General features: G+C 60.6%; 11 protein-coding genes. 8 read left to right on the top strand and 3 right to left on the bottom strand.

Features of this window, described 5'->3' with window-relative positions:
- Positions 1-237: 237 nt before the first annotated feature.
- Positions 238-984, top strand: coding sequence for an IclR family transcriptional regulator (locus tag GT753_RS08270; protein WP_004938000.1), 747 nt, complete (start codon positions 238-240; stop codon positions 982-984).
- A 92-nt stretch (positions 985-1076) separates the two neighbouring features.
- On the opposite strand, the gene GT753_RS08265 is transcribed toward GT753_RS08270, so the two are convergent.
- Positions 1077-2126, bottom strand: coding sequence for a DAPG hydrolase family protein (locus GT753_RS08265; protein WP_004937998.1), 1050 nt, complete (start codon positions 2124-2126; stop codon positions 1077-1079).
- A 344-nt stretch (positions 2127-2470) separates the two neighbouring features.
- On the opposite strand from GT753_RS08265, the gene GT753_RS08260 reads away from it, so the two are divergent.
- The 5 genes from GT753_RS08260 to GT753_RS08240 all read left to right on the top strand — a co-directional run bounded on the left by GT753_RS08260 (position 2471) and on the right by GT753_RS08240 (position 9966).
- A complete protein-coding gene (locus GT753_RS08260; protein WP_230857986.1) occupies positions 2471-3607 on the top strand; it encodes an MFS transporter in 1137 nt (378 codons plus the stop codon).
- A gap of 124 nt (positions 3608-3731) precedes the next feature.
- Positions 3732-4874, top strand: coding sequence for an efflux RND transporter periplasmic adaptor subunit (locus GT753_RS08255; protein ID WP_075686299.1), 1143 nt, complete (start codon positions 3732-3734; stop codon positions 4872-4874).
- Between the two features lies 1 nt (position 4875).
- Positions 4876-8013: an efflux RND transporter permease subunit gene (locus GT753_RS08250; protein WP_160125492.1), complete on the top strand. Its 3138-nt coding sequence runs from the start codon at positions 4876-4878 to the stop codon at positions 8011-8013.
- Between the two features lies 1 nt (position 8014).
- Positions 8015-9457 carry an efflux transporter outer membrane subunit gene (locus tag GT753_RS08245; protein WP_075686295.1) on the top strand — a complete coding sequence of 481 codons (1443 nt, stop codon included), beginning with the start codon at positions 8015-8017 and terminating at the stop codon, positions 9455-9457.
- A gap of 155 nt (positions 9458-9612) precedes the next feature.
- Entirely contained in the window at positions 9613-9966 is a 354-nt protein-coding gene (locus tag GT753_RS08240) for a DUF1493 family protein (RefSeq protein ID WP_004937980.1), read from the top strand.
- A gap of 7 nt (positions 9967-9973) precedes the next feature.
- Here the strand turns inward: GT753_RS08240 and GT753_RS08235 are convergent, their stop codons facing one another.
- Complete coding sequence (locus tag GT753_RS08235) at positions 9974-10543, bottom strand: DJ-1/PfpI family protein (protein ID WP_004937978.1); 570 nt, start codon at positions 10541-10543, stop codon at positions 9974-9976.
- 135 nt (positions 10544-10678) lie between these two features.
- On the opposite strand from GT753_RS08235, the gene GT753_RS08230 reads away from it, so the two are divergent.
- On the top strand, positions 10679-12217 hold the full coding sequence (locus GT753_RS08230; protein ID WP_004937975.1) for a long-chain fatty acid--CoA ligase: 1539 nt from the start codon (positions 10679-10681) through the stop codon (positions 12215-12217).
- Positions 12218-12256: 39 nt separating this feature from the next.
- Here the strand turns inward: GT753_RS08230 and GT753_RS08225 are convergent, their stop codons facing one another.
- Positions 12257-13531 (bottom strand): Glu/Leu/Phe/Val dehydrogenase, encoded by a 1275-nt coding sequence (locus GT753_RS08225; RefSeq protein ID WP_004937972.1) that lies wholly within the window; start codon positions 13529-13531, stop codon positions 12257-12259.
- Positions 13532-14150: 619 nt separating this feature from the next.
- Here GT753_RS08225 and GT753_RS08220 point away from each other — a divergent pair.
- Positions 14151-15608, top strand: coding sequence for an amino acid permease (locus GT753_RS08220; protein WP_015377910.1), 1458 nt, complete (start codon positions 14151-14153; stop codon positions 15606-15608).
- Positions 15609-15672: the final 64 nt, after the last annotated feature.

Here is a 15672-nt window from a genome sequence, read left to right as displayed (position 1 = left end):
GTACGTGAGGCTGTTGGCGTAGGCGCCTGCGCGATGATGAAACATGGGCAGACGGCCATCCTGAATATCATGGGGGGAGCTATTGCTTTTATCTCACGGTGTTGCTCTAAAAAATCCTGGTATCTGTGATGAGGCAGGTAGGCGGGGGATTTTCCATGGTTCTTGTCCACCTATCCAATATGTGGACAACCTGTGATATTCTTTCGTCCCTGACCCCATTCAATGTGGAACATCACGATGAGTAATGACGCGGATAATAGCGGCTCACAGGTGATTGCCCGGGCCGCCACCCTGCTGCGGGCGCTGGAAACTCAACCGAAGGGCATGACCATCTCTCAATTGTCCCGGGAAACGGGGCTGCCGCGCACCACCGTACACCGTTTGGTCACCTCGCTTGAATCGCAACAGCTGCTCATCATGGGCAGCGGTGGCGTTCAATTAGGGCCGGCGCTCGCCCGCCTGGCGGCTTCCGCGCATACGGATGTGATCACCCTGGCAAAACCGGCGATGGAAACGCTTGGCCGCCGCACGCGTGAAACCGTCGATTTGTGCGTTTACCGCGGCAGCCACGCGGTATCGGTAGGCCAGTTTGTTTCCGATCAGGAACTTCGCGTCGTATCAGCCGTTGGCACCGCCTTTCCGTGTCACTGCACGGCGCATGGCAAAGCCATTCTGGCCGAGCTGCCTGACGAAAAGATTGCGGATCTGCTTGGCGGCCAGCCGGATGTCAGAACGGATAATACCCTCAGAACCGTCTCATCCGTACTGGAGGACATTCGGGAAACCAGGATCCGTCGTTACGCCATCGATCGCGAAGAGCACGCTCGCGGCGTCTGTGGCGTCGGCGTTTACCTCAATATCGGCGTCAACGAGCTTTACGCCATATCCATTGCGGTTCCGGCCATGCGCTTCGAGGAAAAGTTTGACCATCTGCTCGGTTCGCTGATGCAGTGCAAAGCGGAAATCGAGGCGATGCTGGCATAACAAGCCGGGGCGTTTGGCCCGGCAGGCGCTAAACGCCGCATGGGCAAGCATGCCTCGCCCCCGGCGCTGCGTTGGCGAGGGGAAGGCGGCAGTCAGCTGTTGCCGAACCGGGCATAAATCTCAGGCAGAAAACGGCCGAGCGAAGAGAACTCCGTCATATCGTGGACGGCCATTTCATAGGCAAAGCCTTCCAGCGACGCTTTCGTCATCCCCGCTTTTGCGATGTATTCGCGCGAGCGTTTTCCGCCGTCCGGGAACTTGTCGAATCTATCCCAGGATTCATGCGTGCCGATCCAGTAACGGTTGACCATTTCCATCCCTTGCGGCGTGTCGCGTCCCAGATGAATCATCAGCACCAGCGGCGTTGATTGCGCATCATAAGGCGTGATGATGCCGCTGGCGTTAAAGGTAAAGCGATGCTTTTTGAGCAACTCGCTCTCGACGCCGAAGCTTTCCGGCGCATTAAAATGGATAACGCCGTCAAGATAGTTATCGCCAATGTACTCGGTAATGTGGTTCGGGTTGCCGTACAGCCGCTCAGCGTAGGACAGACGGGTATCCGCCAGACGCTTGGGATCGACAACCGAGTTGTGGATATGAGCATGAGGGAACCACAGATAGTAGCGTTCGCTTTCGATCGGGTGCCAGCAGAACCACCACTTGAACATCTCCGTGGTCACGCCCGGAAAAATATGGCGGCTTTGCGCATAGGCGCAGGGGCCGCCATCCTCAACGACGGCGTAACCCGATACCGGAAACTCGTCAAAACGTTCCAATAGGGTTTTCAGGCCCGCTTTCGTGGGTTGAAGGATGTGTTCTTTTGCCAACGGCCCCTGTTCCAGCGCGCGGATCATCTCTACGGGCGCATCCAGATTGCTGTCGAAGAACTCGGCGTAGGGCTTGCCCTGAATGCCTTTCTCATTGATCTTCAAGCGTTTCTGCATCGGCACCTGATAGTAGGAAATCAATGACTTATCGAGCGATGCGCCCGCATCAGTAAACGCGCCTTTCCGCGTCGCCGCCGGTAGGGCGGATGATGGTGCCGCCATGGCGGAAGACAGCAGGGATTGAGAAAGCAAGGCGCCGCCAGCCAACAGCGGAATGCGTTTGATGATATTACGACGTGAAATTTCTTTACTCATGAGATCCTCACTTAGGTTGTCGCCGACTTGACGGCAGCGAGATGTGGTGTGGTTGATATTGATTTCGAATTATCCGCATGATGGATCACTCATCCGAATAATGGTTATTATTCTGTTGCCGGATGTAGGCGATGTCAACGCTCATTGAGTGACAAAGCGCATGGATTGCCAAAAAGCGCCTGCCAGCCATTGCAGGTAATAACTGGAGGGTTGCCGACGTTGGCAGGGTAGGATTGACATTCGATTTACAGTTCGCGCGTTGACATGTTGGGCAGAAGTCTCAAGAATACCGTCCGAATTGTGGATATCATATCCATATATCGGATATTTCAGTGAGGCACTCTATGCGTGAATTAAGAAAAATGGCGGCGTTTACGCTCTTGGCCGTGGCCTGTCTGACGATCATGGTCGGTTGCGTGATCGTTCCCGGTTTGACGGAGATCGCGAGCCAGTTGGGCACGCCTTCCGCGGCCAGTTGGCTGGTCACCGTGCCGTCGTTGGGCGTGGTGATATTTGGCCCCTTCGCCGGACGTTTTATTGACAAGGCGGGCGCTTACGCGGCGCTCAGCTGGGGGCTGTTGTTGTATGGCCTGCTTGGGTCGGGGGGGCTGTTGCTGCGCGGCTTTTGGCCGGTGATGCTCGACCGCCTGCTGCTTGGCGGCGCCACGGCGATCGTGATGTCAGCCGGCACCGGTCTGATTTCTGCTTTTTACAGCGGGCAGGCGCGCTTGAAAATGATCGCTTCGCAAGGCATGTCGATCGAGCTGGGCGGCGTCATCTTTCTGTTTATCGGCGGGCTGTTGGCGACGCTCGGCTGGCGCTGGCCCTTCCTGTTGTATCTTGTCGCCTGGGTGTTGCTGGCGATGCAGTTGCTGTTTGTGCCCAAACCCCAGTCCGATGTGGGCGAATCAGACAACGTTCAGCGCGATGATGCCATTTCCACCGGCGCCGGCAGATTAACCGCGGTCTATTTTTCCGCTGTGCTTTCCATGATCTGCTTCTTCACCGGGATCATTATCATCCCGCAGCATTTCCACCACATGAATATCGGGGCGGCGCAAACGGGATACTTCCTGTCGTTTATCTCGCTTATCGCCGTTTTTGCCGCCGCGCTGATGCCCAGGTTGGTGGCTTTACTCAGAGAAAACGGCGCGCTTGGCGCGGCGTTTGTCTGTTATGCCGCAGCGCATCTGCTCTTCGCCTCTGCGCACGGCACTGCGGCATTTGTTGCCGGCGGCATTCTGATGGGATGCGGGTTCGGCTTCTCGGTGCCGTTGGTTAATCATATGACCGTAGAAAAAAGCTCCCCCCGCACCCGGGGGCGAAATCTGACCTATTTATCGATGGCGATTTTCTCCGGCCAGTTCTTGTCATCCTTTATGGCGTTCATTCCCGGCAGTTCATCCGCCGTTTTCCTGGGAGCGGCGGGTATCAGCATCGCCACGATTTTGGCGCTGACGCTTGCGCGCAGATTAGGATAAACCCACCGCGCTGCGCATTTTCCAGCCCGAAAAGATTTTACGCAATCCTTACGCAACCCTTTCAGAAGCGCATTGCGGCATTCGATATATTGAGAATAGTCATTCTCAATAGGATCGTATTGCAATGCAGAGGAAAACGCTTTTAGCGCTGGGGCTGTCGCTGTTGCTGGCCGGCTGCGATGGGCAAAACGCCGGTGCGCTGGCGGGCGCAGGCGGTGAGCAGGAGGTCGGCGTGGTCACGCTGCGCGGCCAGTCAGTGACCCTGAGCAGCGAGTTGACCGGCCGGGTCAACGCCACCATGACCTCCGACGTGAGGCCGCAGGTCGACGGCATCATCAAGCAGCGGCTGTTTACCGAAGGAGCCGAGGTGAAAGCCGGGCAGGTATTGTATCAAATTGACCCCGCCAGCTATCAGGCCAGCTACGATCAGGCCGCCGCCCAGTTGAAAAACGCCCAGGCTACGGTGCAATCCACCCGGCTCAAATCGCAGCGCTATGCGGCGCTGGTGAAAGAAAACGGCGTTTCCAAACAGGACGCAGACGACGCCAAAGCCGCGTATCTGCAGGCCGTGGCGTCGGTGGCGCAGTATCAGGCGGCGCTGGAGACGGCGCGCATCAATCTCGGCTATACCCAGGTGCGTGCGCCGATCGCCGGGCGCATCGGTATTTCGTCGGTGACGCCGGGCGCGCTGGTCACCGCCGGCCAGACCGATGCCTTGGCCACCATCCGCGCGTTAGATCCGATCTATGTCGATCTGACCCAGTCCAGCGCCCAACTGCTTAAACTGCGGCGCCAACAGGCGGCGTTACAGCGCGGCGCGGTCACGCCGGTCGCCATTAAGCTGGAGGACGGCACGTCTTATGCTCACGCCGGCAAGCTGGAGCTGACCGAGGTGGCGGTGGATGAGGCCACCGGTTCGGTCACGCTGCGCGCGGTGTTCCCCAACCCCGAACATGAGCTGTTGCCCGGCATGTATATCCACGCCACGGTGGATAACGGCGTCGATCCCAAAGCCATTCTGGCGCCGCAGCAGGGCATCACCCGCAACGCCAAGGGCGAAGCCACCGCGTTGGTGGTGGACGAGCAAAACAAAGTGGCGCAGCGCACCGTCAACGCCGAACGGGTGGTGGGCAGCAACTGGCTGATCGGCAGCGGGCTGAACGAAGGCGATCGCCTGATCGTCGAAGGCACCAGCAAGGTGACGATCGGCGCCGCAGTGAAGCCGGTTGAAGTCTCGGTCGACAAAAACCAACGCGGGGAGCAGTGATATGGCGCAGTTCTTTATCCGGCGGCCGGTGTTCGCCTGGGTGATCGCCATCATCATCATGCTGTGCGGCCTGATGTCGATCAATTCGTTGCCCATCTCGCAGTACCCGGACGTGTCACCGCCGCAGATTTCCATCTCCGCCACCTACCCGGGCGCGGACGCGGAAACGCTGGAAAACAGCGTCACCCAGGTGATAGAGCAGCAGCTCACCGGGCTGGATGGTCTGCTGTATTTCTCTTCGACCAGCAGCTCCAGCGGCTCGGTCAGCATCGACGTCACCTTTGATCAGGGCACCGATCCGGATATCGCGCAGGTGCAGGTGCAAAACAAAGTTCAGCAGGCGGAAAGCCGCTTGCCGAGCGCCGTCACCGCCCAAGGCGTGACGGTCAAGAAATCCCAGAGCAGCTTTCTGCTGATCGTCGGGCTGTATGACGAGACCGACAAGGCGACGATGGCCGACATTTCCGACTATCTGGTCAGCAACCTGCAGGATCCGCTGTCGCGCATCGAGGGCGTCGGGGACGTGCAGGTGTTCGGCTCGGAATACGCGATGCGCATCTGGCTGGATCCGACCAGGCTGGCGAGCTATGCGCTGATGCCTTCCGACGTGCAGACGGCGATCGAGGCGCAAAACACCCAGGTATCCGCCGGTAAAATCGGCGATCTGCCGGCCGCCGCCGATCAGCAGCTGACCGCCACGGTGAAGGCGCAGTCGCGGCTGCAAACGCCGGAACAGTTCCGCAATATCATCCTGAAAAGCGACAGCAGCGGGGCGCTGGTGCGGCTGGGCGACGTGGCGCGGGTTGAACTGGGCAACGAAGACTACTCCGCCAGCGCGCACCTCAACGGCCACCCGGCGGCGGGGATCGCGGTCAAGCTGGCGGCGGGCGCCAACGCCCTCAACACCGCCAAGCTGGTAAAGGCCAAGGTGGCGGAATATCAAAGCGCGATGCCGCAGGGTTATAAGGTGGCCTACCCGAAAGACAGCACCGACTTCATCAACATCTCGATCGAGGAGGTGGTGAAAACGCTGTTCGAAGCGGTGGTCCTGGTAGTGGTGGTGATGTTCGTGTTCCTGCAAAACCTGCGCACCACGCTGATCCCGACCATCACCGTGCCGGTGGTGTTGCTGGGCACCTTCGGCGTGCTGGCGGCGTTCGGCTACTCGATCAATACCCTGACGCTGTTCGGCATGGTATTGGCGATCGGGCTGTTGGTGGACGATGCCATCGTGGTGGTGGAAAACGTCGAACGCGTGATGCGTGAAGATAAGCTGCCGCCGCGCGAGGCGACGGAGAAATCGATGCGCGAGATCACCGGCGCACTGGTCGGCATCGCGCTGGTGCTGTCGGCGGTGTTTCTGCCGATGGCGTTCTTCGGTGGTTCCACCGGGGTGATCTACCGCCAGTTCTCGATCACCGTCGTCTCCTCGATGGTGCTGTCGGTGGTGCTGGCGTTGACGCTGGCGCCGGCGCTATGCGCCACGCTGCTGAAAGCGTCGCATGAAGAACAGACCGACAAAGGGCTGCTGGGTAAATTCAACCGCGGTTATAACCGGCTGCAGGAGAAGTACGCCGACAAGGTCGGCGGGGTGATCCACCGGCCGACGCGCTATCTGCTGCTGTACGGCCTGCTGCTGATCGCCACCGCCGTGATGTATCTGCGTTTGCCGACCGGTTTCCTGCCCAATGAGGATCAGGGGTCGGTGATGGTGCAGTACACCTTGCCGGCCGGCGCCACCAATGCCCGCACCTCGGCGGTGAGCGAGGCGGTGACCGCCTATTTCCTCGAGCAGGAAAAGGCCAACGTCAGCACCATTTTCACCATCAACGGTTTCGGCTTCAGCGGCAGCGGGCAAAACGCCGGCATGGCGTTCGTCAGCCTCAAAGACTGGAGCCAACGCGGCGGCAGTGAAAACACCGCCGACTCCATCGCCAAGCGCGCCATGGCGCATTTCGCCTCGCTGCGCGACGCCCAGGTGTTCTCCATGAGCCCGCCGGCGATCGACGGCTTCGGCCAGTCCGACGGCTTCACCTTCGAACTGCAGGCCAAAGGGGCGACCACCCGCGCCGAGCTGCAGGCGATGCGCGATCAGATCGTCGCCGCCGCCGGCAACAACCCGGCGCTGCTGGCGGTGCGCGCCAACACCTTGCCGGACACGCCGCAGCTGCAGGTGGAGATCGACAGCGGCAAACTGCAGGCGCTCGGCCTGAGCGCCGGCGACGTCAACAGCACGCTCAGCAGCGCGTTCGGCAGCACCTACGTCAACGACTTTATCGATCGCAACCGGGTGAAAAAAGTCTATATGCAGGGCGACGTAGCGTATCGCGCCAAGCCGGAAGATCTCGACAAATGGTTTGTGCGCGGCACCAACGCAGCGGGCGACAGCAGCATGACGCCGTTCTCCGCCTTTGCTTCCTCACACTGGATCTACGGCCCGGAAAACCTGTCGCGCTATAACGGGCTGTCGTCGTTCGAGATCACCGGGCAGGGCGCCGCCGGCGTCAGTTCCGGCACGGCGATGAGCGAGATGGAGAAACTGGCGGCGAAGTTCTCCGCCGGCAGCAGCTATTCCTGGAGCGGACTGTCCTATCAGGAGCGGCTGACCAGCGGCCAGGCATCGTCGCTGTACGCCATTTCGCTCATTGTGGTGTTCCTGTGCCTGGCGGCGCTGTATGAGAGCTGGTCGATTCCGTTTGCGGTGATGTTGGTGGTGCCGATGGGCATCGTCGGTTCGCTGCTTGCGATCACGCTGCGCGGGCTGGAGAACGATATCTACTTCCAGGTGGCGCTGCTGACCATCGTCGGTTTGTCGGCAAAAAACGCCATTCTGATCGTCGAGTTCGCCGAGGAAATGCACCAGCGCGGTGAAACGCTGATTGGCGCGGCGGTTCACGCGGCGCGCATGCGCCTGCGGCCGATCCTGATGACCTCGCTGGCGTTTACCGCCGGGGTGCTGCCGCTGGCGGTATCCAGCGGCGCCGGCGCCAACAGCCGCATCGCCATCGGTACCGGCATTATCGGCGGCACCCTTACCGCCACCGCATTGGCGATCTTTTTCGTCCCGCTGTTTTATGTGCTGGTGCGCCGCATGTTTACCCGTCGGCCCGCCAACTCGCCGTCGCAGGCAGGAGAATAACGTGTTGCAACGAGTCATGATGTTAACTTTACCGCTGCTGCTGAGCGGGTGTCTGTCGCTGGATCCGCACTACCAGCGCCCGGCGGCGCCGGTGCCCGCCAACCTGCCGCAGGGCGAGGCCGCAGGCAAGCAGGCGTTGAGCTACCCGGACGTCGCCTGGCGCGACTATGTGCAGGACGCCAGGCTGCGCCAGGTGGTGGCGATGGGGCTGAGCAGCAGCCGCGATCTGCGCGAGGCGATCGCCAATATCGCCTCGGCGCGCGCGCTGTACGGTGAGCAGCGCTCGGCGCTGTTGCCGACGATCAACGCCACCGCCGACGGCAGCCGCGGGCGTTCGCTGACCGGCAACGGCAATGCCACCGCCATCAGCCAGAGTTACGAAGCGCAGGCCGGCGTCAGCGCCTTTGAGCTGGATCTGTTCGGCAAAAACGCCAGCCTGTCGCGGGCGGCGTTCGAAACCTATCTGGCGAACTCGGAGGCGGCGAAAAGCACCCGCCTGACGTTGATCGCCGACATCGTTACCGACTGGGTGGCGGTGGCAGCCGAGCGCAGCAATCTGGCTGTGGCGCAGCAGACGATGGAAAGCGCCAAACGGTCGCTGGAGGTGACGCGCAAAAACCAGCAGCACGGCATCTCGTCGCTGGTCGACGTGGCGTCGGCGGAGACCGTTTATCAACAGGCGCGATCGGACGCCGCCAGCTATGCGACCAGCGCCGCGCAGGCGAAAAACGCGCTGGATTTAGCGGTGGGACAAAGCGTGCCGGAAAACCTGCTGCCCGGCGGCATCGACGCGCTGGGCGGGATCATGCGCGACCTGCCGGCCGGGGTGTCTTCGCAGGTTCTGCTGACGCGACCGGACGTGCTGCAGGCGGAGCATAACCTGAAATCCGCCAACGCCAATATCGGCTCGGCGCGGGCGGCGTTCTTCCCGTCGATCAGCCTGACCGCCAGCGGCGGGGTGGGCAGCGGTGAACTCTCGTCGCTGTTCAGCCACGGCGCGGGCGTTTGGTCATTCGCCCCGAGCATCAGCCTGCCGATTTTCAGCGGCGGCTATAACACGTCGCAACTGAACTACAGCAAAGCGCAGAGAGATCTGTATGTCGCCACCTATGAGAAAGCGGTGCAGACGGCATTTCAGGAAACCGCCGACGCGCTGGCGCGCAAAGCCACGCTGCGGGAGCAGCTGGCGGCGCAAACCGGCTATGTGGCGGCGGCGCAGCAATATTATCGTCTGGCCGAACTGCGCTACCGCCAGGGCGTGGACAGCTATCTGACCGTGCTGGACGCGCAGCGCACGCTGTATACGGCGCAGCAGTCGCTGATCGCCGCACAGCAGACCGCGTACGACAATCAGGCGACCCTGTATAAAGTGTTGGGCGGCGGGGTTGCCGCCGAGCGGCAGGGGGATGGCGTCATCGCCGACAAGACGACGCTCAGCCGCTAACCTTCGACCGCGCGCGCCGGGCGTTTGGCTGCGCGCGTTTTTTATGGAAAGTGTAAAGAAACGGAAAACCCGCGCGGCGGCCCGAACTCGCCGCGGCGGGCAGAGTCAGACAGGTAATTGCACTCACTTTTTCTTCATATCGGCTCGAGGTCGTCATGGCAGAAGACATTCAGCAACAGGTCATCGCGCTTATCGCCGCCTTCAACGCATCAGGGCGGCTGCAGAAGGGCGTGGCCATCACCCCGGAAACCGAGATTAACACCGTGCTCAATCTGTCGTTCAGCGACTCCAACACGCTGATGCGCCGCTACTTCGACACCTTCGGCGTCGACAGCGGCAACTATAACCACGAGCTGTATTTCCAGCCGCCGAGCAATACCGGGCGCTGGTTTTCTCCCTCCGCCTGTAAAGAACACACCCGGCCGCTGTGCGTGTCTATGCTGGTGCGCTCCGCGCGCGCCAAACGCTGGCTGTACGACATCCATTTTCTGATCGAGCAGCTCCGTTAGCGCCGCATTACTGCTCCAATACCTCAGCGAACTTCGCCAGCCACTGCGGATGCGCCGGCCAGGCCGGGGCGGTGACCAGATTGCCGTCGACGTGCGCCTGATCGATGCCGATCTCCGCATAATGACCGCCGCCGAGCCGCACCTCCGGTGCGCAGGCCGGGTAGGCGCTGCAGGTGCGGCCTTTCAACACTCCGGCCGCCGCCAGCAGCTGCGGACCGTGGCAAACGGCGGCGATCGGTTTTTTCGCGGCGTCAAACGCCTGTACCAGCGCGATCACGTCGGGGTTCAGACGCAGGTATTCCGGCGCCCGACCGCCGGGGATCAAGAGCGCATCGTAGTGCTCTTCTTTGGCGGCGGCGAAGTCGGCGTTCAGGGTGAAACGGTGGCCGGGTTTCTCGCTGTAGGTCTGCGCGCCGTCAAAATCGTGGATCGCGGTCTGGATATAGTCGCCGACGGCTTTGCCGGGGCACACGGCGTCCACCCAATGGCCGATCATCTGCAATGCCTGGAACGGCACCATGGTTTCGTAATCTTCGGCGTAGTCGCCGACCAGCATCAGGATCTTTTTCTTGCTCATGATCACAACTCCTGCAGGAGGGGGAATGCCTAAGGTATAGCCCAGCCCCCCTTGGAATGCGAACCGCAAAGCGCCTATCTATACTCGTGATACTGCGGCGCTTTTCTCGTCGCTCAACCCCAGGGAGAATCCCCGATGCTGAATCTGGCAACCTTGCTTGAAGAGAGTGCGCGTACCTGGCCGGAGCGGCCGGCGGTGATACAGGACGATATCCCGCTCAGCTATCGGGCGCTGAATGAAATGGCCAACCGGGTGGCGAATTTGCTGGTCGCGCGCGGCGTGCAGCCCGGTGAACGGGTGGCGCTGGCCTGCACAAACCGGCCGGAGTTTCCGGCTATCTACTACGGCATCCTCAAAAGCGGCGCCGTGGTGGTGCCGCTGAATATTTTGCTTAAAAGCGCCGAATTCGACTATTACCTGGCGGATTCGGCGGCGGTGGCGCTGTTCTGTTTCGAAGGCAGCAGCACTCTGCCGTTGGGGGAAGAGGCACTGCGGGCGGCGGCGAAGGCGGAACAATGCCGCGAGGTGTTTATTATCGGCGATCGGCTGCCGCTCGAGGGGGAGCGTTTCAGCCAGGCGATAGCCGCACAGTCCACTGAGTTCGCGTCTGCCGCGACGCTCGAAAGCGACACGGCGGTGGTGCTCTATACCAGCGGCACCACCGGCCGGGCCAAGGGTGCGGAGTTGACCCACGCCAATCTGGTGCTCAACGCATTGGGATCGGTGCGGCTGTTCGACGGCTCAGAGGCGAATCCCGATCGTCACCTGGTAACCTTGCCGCTGTTCCACACGTTTGGTTCGACGGTGCAGATGAACGCCGGATTTGCCGCCGCCGCCACCCTGGTGCTGGTCGAGCGCTTCGACGCCGCACAGGCCATCGCGCTGATGCAACGGCACGGCATCACCTTTTTCGCCGGGGTGCCGACCATGTATTGGGCGCTGTTGAATGCGCTGGATGAGCACACGGATATCGAACGCTTGCGCAGCACGCTGCGTATGGCGGTGTCCGGCGGCGCCAGCCTGCCGGTGCAGATCCTGGAGGATTTCTCGCGCCGCTTCGGCGTCAACATTCTCGAAGGGTATGGGCTGTCGGAAACCAGTCCGGTCGCCACCTTTAACCATCCGCACCGCGTGACCAAACCCGGCTCCATCGGCCAACCGATCTGGGGCGTGGAGGTTCGCTTGCTCGACGTCACCGGGCAGCCGATCGACGGTGTCGATCAGGTGGGGGAGATCGCGGTGCGCGGTTACAACATCATGAAAGGCTATCTGAATCGCCCCGAAGCGACGGCGGAGGTGCTGGAAAACGGCTGGTTTCGCACCGGCGATCTGGCGCGCCGCGACGCCGACGGCTTCTATTTTATCGTCGATCGTGCCAAGGACATGATCATTCGCGGCGGGTTCAACGTCTATCCGCGCGAGATTGAAGAGGCGCTGATTCGCCATCCGGCGGTGTCGTTGGTGGCGGTGATCGGTGTCGAGCATCCTTCGCTGGGCGAAGAGATCAAAGCGGTGGTGGTATTGAAGGAAACGGAAGAACCGATCGAGGAAGAAGCGCTGATCGCCTGGAGCCGGGAGCGGCTGGCGGCGTTCAAGTATCCGCGTATCGTCGAGTTTGTCGAACGCTTGCCGATGACCAGTACCGGTAAGGTGTTGAAACGCTGTTTGCGCTGAGGAAAATCCGGCCTGCCGGGGCAGGCCGGAATACGGGTATCAACCTGGGTAGATGCCGCGCTCTTTACGTGCGGTCAGGATGCGCTCACAGGCCACGATGTAAGCGGCGGTGCGCAGGCTGCACTCTTTCTCGGCGGCCTTGTTCCAGACGTGGACCATCGCGTCGGTCATGATCTTGTCCATACGCTCGTTGATCTCGGACTCGCTCCAGAAGTAGCTCGCCATGTCCTGCACCCACTCGAAGTAACTGACCGTTACGCCGCCGGCGTTACAGATAACGTCCGGAACCACGGTGATGTTGCGGGAACGCAGAATGTCGTCCGCTTCTGGGAAGGTTGGGCCGTTAGCCCCTTCCAGCACCAGTTTGGCGCTGAGGATTTCGGCGCGCTGGCGGGTAATCTGGCCTTCCAGCGCCGCAGGGATCAGGATGTCCATGTCAACCGACCAGAACGCTTCGCTCTCGATCTCGCTGGCGCCAGGGAAGCCGGCGATCTGCTTGTGCTTGGCCTGGTATTCGGTCAGCGCGGCCAGGTCGATGCCGTCGGCGTTGAACAGGGTAGCGGAGTGGTCCTGGATGGTGACGACGCGCGCGCCGACGCCGACGAACAGACGGGCCGCTTCGCTGCCCACGTTACCGAAGCCTTGTACCGCCACTTTGGCGCCTTCGATCTGCACGCCCAGACGCTTGGCCACTTCGCTGCCGGTGACGAACACGCCGCGGCCGGTCGCTTTCTCACGGCCCAGGGAGCCGCCGAGGTGGATGGGTTTGCCGGTGACCACGCCGGTGATGGTGGTGCCGTGGTTCATGGAGTAGGTGTCCATCATCCAGGCCATCACTTTGGCGTTGGTGCCGACGTCCGGCGCAGGAATGTCTTTCTGTGGCCCGATGATGAAGCCGATTTCACTGGTGTAGCGGCGGGTCAGTCGCTCCAGTTCACCTTCAGACAGTTTGAACGGGTCGACGCGGATGCCGCCCTTGGCGCCGCCGTACGGCAGGTTGACCGCGGCACACTTGATGGTCATCCAGGCGGACAGGGCCATCACTTCGTTCAGATCGACGTCAGGGTGGAAGCGGATGCCGCCTTTGCCCGGCCCGCGCGACAGGTTGTGCTGTACGCGGAAACCTTCGAAGTGACGGATGGTGCCATCGTCCATCTGCAGCGGGATATCGACAATCAAAGCGCGCTTAGGGTGACGCAGCGTATCAACCCAGCGTGACAGGTCACCGAGGTAAGGGGCGACGCGATCGATTTGTTGCAGATATGTAGCCCAAGCGGTGGTGCTGCTGTCTGAAGCGTAGGATAGCTTTTCCATAACCAACCTTTATATATTAGAGGTATTTATTTCGTTTAACCGTGGATTAGCAAGCGCATAACACTTTGCGACGCTAAATTTACCACTAATTATGCCGGTTGTTAGCCCCCCTCTCATCGGGCCAGCGGACGGTTTTTCGCCGCCTGCAGAGCGGTAAATGAATAGTTAATTACTTTTTGTCAGCGGTGAGCGATCACATGCATAATTTATGCATATAAAGCGCATAAAAACCCTTTTTATCTATTTTTCAGAAGCTTGAATGTGATCAAAAAGTTTCATTTTATTTAACTGCCATGTTGACAATGGCATTTCCCCTCGCCAGAGTTAAATTAATGTTAAAACGGCTCCGGCGTCGTTTTTTTGTTGCACAAGGGAAAGTATAACCATTTGATATTGTAGTGTTTACCCACCACGCTCAGGCTTTGTACGCCAAACGTGGGCGATACGACGGCTCACGAGAGCATTTTCTTGGTACCCATTATTATTACCTCCCTGTCACAACGGGGCGGGCAGCGTTTGGTCTCAATTTTTTTGCCGGTTAGAGCGCCCGCGGGCGTTTCATTCCTGCTGCAACCGCGCATCGGTTGCTTAATCGCCTTAACGACGGACAGGTAACACCATGACAAAAAACCACTGCGATCGGCTGAACCCAGGTTCAGCCGAGGGGCCTCACTGTGCCCAAACCTTGCAGCGCGGGCTGAGTGCGCGCCACATTCAACTGATTTCGATCGGCGGCGCCATCGGCACCGGGCTGTTTATGGGCGCCGGGAAAACCCTCGCGCTGTCGGGCACCTCCATCGTGCTGACTTACGCCATCGTCGGTTTTTTCATGTTCATGGTGATGAGAGCGATGGGGGAGCTGCTGCTCACGCGGCTCGATTACCGCTCGTTCGCCGATTTTGTCTCCGAATACCTGGGGCCGCGCGCCAGCTTTTTTCTCGGCTGGTCCTACTGGCTGAGCTGGGTCGTAACCTGCATTGCCGACGTGGTGGTGTGCGGTGGCTACGTGCAATATTGGCTGCCAGACGTCTCGCCCTGGTTGCCGGCGCTGCTGACGCTGGGGTTTCTGTGTCTGTTCAACATGCTGTCGGTCAAGATGTTCGGCGAAGCCGAATTCTGGTTCGCGATGATCAAGGTGGTGGCGATCGTCGCGTTGATCGCTACCGGCGCCTGGATGGTGTTCAGCGGCTGGACTTCGCCGGACGGCGTGACCGCTTCGCTGCATAACGTCACCGATCCCGCCATTTTCATGCCGCACGGCATCTTCGGCTTTTTCGCCGGTTTCCAGATCGCCATTTTCTCCTGCACCGGCATCGAGCTGCTGGGCACGATGTCGGCGGAGACCAAAAACCCCGAGAAGGTGCTGCCGAAGGCGATCAACGCGATCCCGGCCCGCATCATCGTCTTCTACGTGTGCTCGATGCTGACCATTATCGCCGTCACCTCATGGAGCCACATCTCGCCGGACAGCAGCCCGTTCGTGATGCTGTTCGATCGGGCGGGGCTGCCGGCCGCCGCCGCGGTGATCAACTTCGTGGTGCTGACTTCGGCGATGTCCTCGGCCAACAGCGGGGTGTATTCCAGCACCCGCATGCTGTACAGCCTGTCGATGGAAAAGCACGCCCACGGTCAGTTCCGCATTCTGTCGCGCACCACGGCCATTCCGATCCGCAGCCTGCTGTTTTCCTGCTTCTGCATGGTGGCCGGCACCTTGCTGCTGGTACTGGTGCCGAACGTCATGACGCTGTTCACCATTGTCTCTACCGTGGCGGCGATCCTGGTGGTTTACAGCTGGGGCATGATTTTGGTCGCCTACCTGGTGTATCGCCAGAAGCGGCCGGATCTGAACGCCGCTTCCCACTTCAAAATGCCGGGCGGGGTAGCGATGGCCTGGCTGACGCTGGCATTTTTCGCCTTTACGCTGGTGCTGATGGTGTTCGATAGCGATACGCTGATCGCGTTGTGCAGCATGCCGCTGTGGTTTACCACGCTCGGCCTGATCTGGCGCTATCGGGTCCGCGACAGCGTGGCGCGCGAGAGCTACGTGTTTTATCGGCGCGGCGCCGAGGCGGAATAACCGGCGAAGGATACGCCGCTTGCCGCCGCTCCGCTCGGCAAGCGGCGGCAACTGCGGTATGCTA

Source organism: Serratia sp. Z4 (assembly GCF_009900725.1).
Lineage (GTDB): Bacteria > Pseudomonadota > Gammaproteobacteria > Enterobacterales > Enterobacteriaceae > Serratia > Serratia nematodiphila.
Note: the sequence above shows the minus strand (reverse complement) of the source record. Positions and strands in the feature narration are given on the sequence as shown.